The organism is Flavobacterium supellecticarium (assembly GCF_004801375.1).
Taxonomy (GTDB): domain Bacteria; phylum Bacteroidota; class Bacteroidia; order Flavobacteriales; family Flavobacteriaceae; genus Flavobacterium; species Flavobacterium supellecticarium.
In genome coordinates this window covers 1-3,183 of sequence record NZ_SSNZ01000019.1, presented here as the reverse complement: position 1 = coordinate 3,183, position 3,183 = coordinate 1, and the positions used below count along the sequence as shown (strand labels likewise).

Here is a 3,183-nt window from a genome sequence, read left to right as displayed (position 1 = left end):
GGAAATTCTGGAAGTTGGGATTTGGATTAGGGATTAATTCAAAATTCGAAATTCAACATTCAAAATAAGAAAGAATGGGGGATTAGCTCAGCTGGCTAGAGCGCCTGCCTTGCACGCAGGAGGTCATCGGTTCGACTCCGATATTCTCCACAATTCTACGGAAGTAGAAAACGGTTCATTGACATATTGAGATAAGAAAACAAAAAAATTAGAAAGCACAGAATTTAGGGTGTATCGTAAGATATATTTTAAAAAAAGTAAGTACAATAAGCAAAATAAGGGCGTATGGGGGATGCCTAGGCTCTCAGAGGCGAAGAAGGACGTGATAAGCTGCGAAAAGTTACGGGGATTGGCACATACGAATTGATCCGTAAATATCCGAATGGGGCAACCCACTATGTTGAAGACATAGTACATCGATAGATGGGCGAACCCGCTGAACTGAAACATCTAAGTAGGCGGAGGAGAAGAAAACAAAAGTGATTCCGTAAGTAGTGGCGAGCGAACGCGGAAAAGCCCAAACCAGAGCTGTTACGGCAGTTTTGGGGTTGTAGGACCACGATATTTCTTGCGGATTGAATTGGAATAACCTGGAAAGGTTAACGATATAGGGTGATAGTCCCGTACAAGTAAGAGAAGATAAGAATAGTGGTATCCTGAGTAGGGCGGGGCACGTGAAACCCTGTCTGAATCTGGCGGGACCATCCGCTAAGGCTAAATACTCCTGAGAGACCGATAGTGAACCAGTACCGTGAGGGAAAGGTGAAAAGAACCGTGAATAACGGAGTGAAAAAGATCCTGAAACCATACGCCTACAAGCGGTCGGAGCCCATTCGTTGGGTGACGGCGTGCCTTTTGCATAATGAGCCTACGAGTTACCGTTGCTGGCAAGGATAAGCACTTCAGGTGTGGATCCGTAGCGAAAGCGAGTCTGAATAGGGCGCTATAGTCAGTAGTGGTAGACGCGAAACCGTGTGATCTACCCATGGGCAGGATGAAGCTGTGGTAACACACAGTGGAGGTCCGAACCGGTTGACGTTGAAAAGTCTTCGGATGACCTGTGGGTAGGGGTGAAAGGCCAATCAAACTCGGAAATAGCTCGTACTCCCCGAAATGCATTTAGGTGCAGCGCTGATTTAGTTATATAGAGGTAGAGCTACTGATTGGATGCGGGGGCTTCACCGCCTACCAATTCCTGACAAACTCCGAATGCTATATAATGATTTTCAGCAGTGAGGGCATGGGTGCTAAGGTCCATGTCCGAGAGGGAAAGAACCCAGACCATCAGCTAAGGTCCCCAAATGTATGCTAAGTTGAAAAAACGAGGTTTGTCTGCCCAGACAGCTAGGATGTTGGCTTGGAAGCAGCCATTCATTTAAAGAGTGCGTAACAGCTCACTAGTCGAGCGGACGAGCATGGATAATAATCGGGCATAAGTATACTACCGAAGCTATGGATTTGTATTTAATACAAGTGGTAGGGGAGCATTCTAAACTGGGTTGAAGGTGATATGTGAGTATTGCTGGACTGTTTAGAAAAGAAAATGTAGGCATAAGTAACGATAATGCGGGCGAGAAACCCGCACACCGAAAGACTAAGGTTTCCTCAGCTATGCTAATCAGCTGAGGGTTAGTCGGGTCCTAAGGCGAACCCGAAAGGGACAGTCGATGGCCAACGGGTTAATATTCCCGTACTACTTATAATTGTGATGGGGTGACGGAGTGATGAAAGTACCGCGAACTGACGGAATAGTTCGTTAAAGCACCTAGCTATAGGTCCCGTAGGCAAATCCGCGGGATTTGGTGAAATGCGATAGTACACGGAGTCTTCGGACAAAGTGATAGTGTACCTAAGGGCTTCCAAGAAAAACCTCTAAACTTAGATTATAAGTACCCGTACCGTAAACCGACACAGGTAGTCGAGGAGAGAATCCTAAGGTGCTCGAGAGATTCATGGCTAAGGAATTAGGCAAAATAGACCTGTAACTTCGGGAGAAAGGTCGCCAGCAGCAATGCTGGCCGCAGTGAAAAGGTCCAGGCGACTGTTTATCAAAAACACAGGGCTCTGCCAAATCGTAAGATGAAGTATAGGGCCTGACACCTGCCCGGTGCTGGAAGGTTAAGAGGAGATGTTATCTTCGGAGAAGCATTGAATTGAAGCCCCAGTAAACGGCGGCCGTAACTATAACGGTCCTAAGGTAGCGAAATTCCTTGTCGGGTAAGTTCCGACCTGCACGAATGGTGTAACGATCTGGACACTGTCTCAGCCATGAGCTCGGTGAAATTGTAGTATCGGTGAAGATGCCGATTACCCGCAGTGGGACGAAAAGACCCTGTGCACCTTTACTATAGCTTAGTATTGACCTTGGATAAGTGATGTGTAGGATAGGTGGGAGACTATGAAGCGGCTTCGCCAGGAGTTGTGGAGTCATTGTTGAAATACCACCCTTTGCTTATCTGAGGCCTAACTCTTCGATGAAGAGGACATTGCTTGGTGGGTAGTTTGACTGGGGTGGTCGCCTCCAAAAGAGTAACGGAGGCTTCTAAAGGTTCCCTCAGCACGCTTGGTAACCGTGCGTAGAGTGCAATGGCATAAGGGAGCTTGACTGAGAGACATACAGGTCGATCAGGTACGAAAGTAGAGCATAGTGATCCGGTGGTTCCGCATGGAAGGGCCATCGCTCAAAGGATAAAAGGTACGCCGGGGATAACAGGCTGATCTCCCCCAAGAGCTCATATCGACGGGGGGGTTTGGCACCTCGATGTCGGCTCGTCACATCCTGGGGCTGGAGAAGGTCCCAAGGGTTGGGCTGTTCGCCCATTAAAGTGGCACGCGAGCTGGGTTCAGAACGTCGTGAGACAGTTCGGTCTCTATCTACTGTGGGCGTTAGAAATTTGAGTGGATCTGACTCTAGTACGAGAGGACCGAGTTGGACAAACCTCTGGTGTATCTGTTGTTCCGCCAGGAGCACCGCAGAGTAGCTACGTTTGGAAGGGATAAGCGCTGAAAGCATATAAGCGCGAAACCCACCACAAGATGAGATTTCTTTAAAGGGTCGTGGAAGATGACCACGTTGATAGGCTATAGATGTAAAGGCAGTAATGTCATAGTCGAGTAGTACTAATAACCCGTAAGCTTATGTACGTGTCCTTCCGCCTAAGGGCGGAAGGGAAGTCTTTCTGA

The 3,183-nt window shown here is 47.9% G+C and carries 1 tRNA gene and 1 rRNA gene; both read left to right on the top strand.

Annotated features, from left to right (window positions below):
* Positions 1–76: 76 nt before the first annotated feature.
* A tRNA-Ala gene (locus E6C50_RS17475) sits at positions 77–150 on the top strand.
* A 114-nt stretch (positions 151–264) separates the two neighbouring features.
* Positions 265–3,144, top strand: a 23S ribosomal RNA gene (locus E6C50_RS17470).
* The last annotated feature ends 39 nt before the right edge of the window (positions 3,145–3,183 follow it).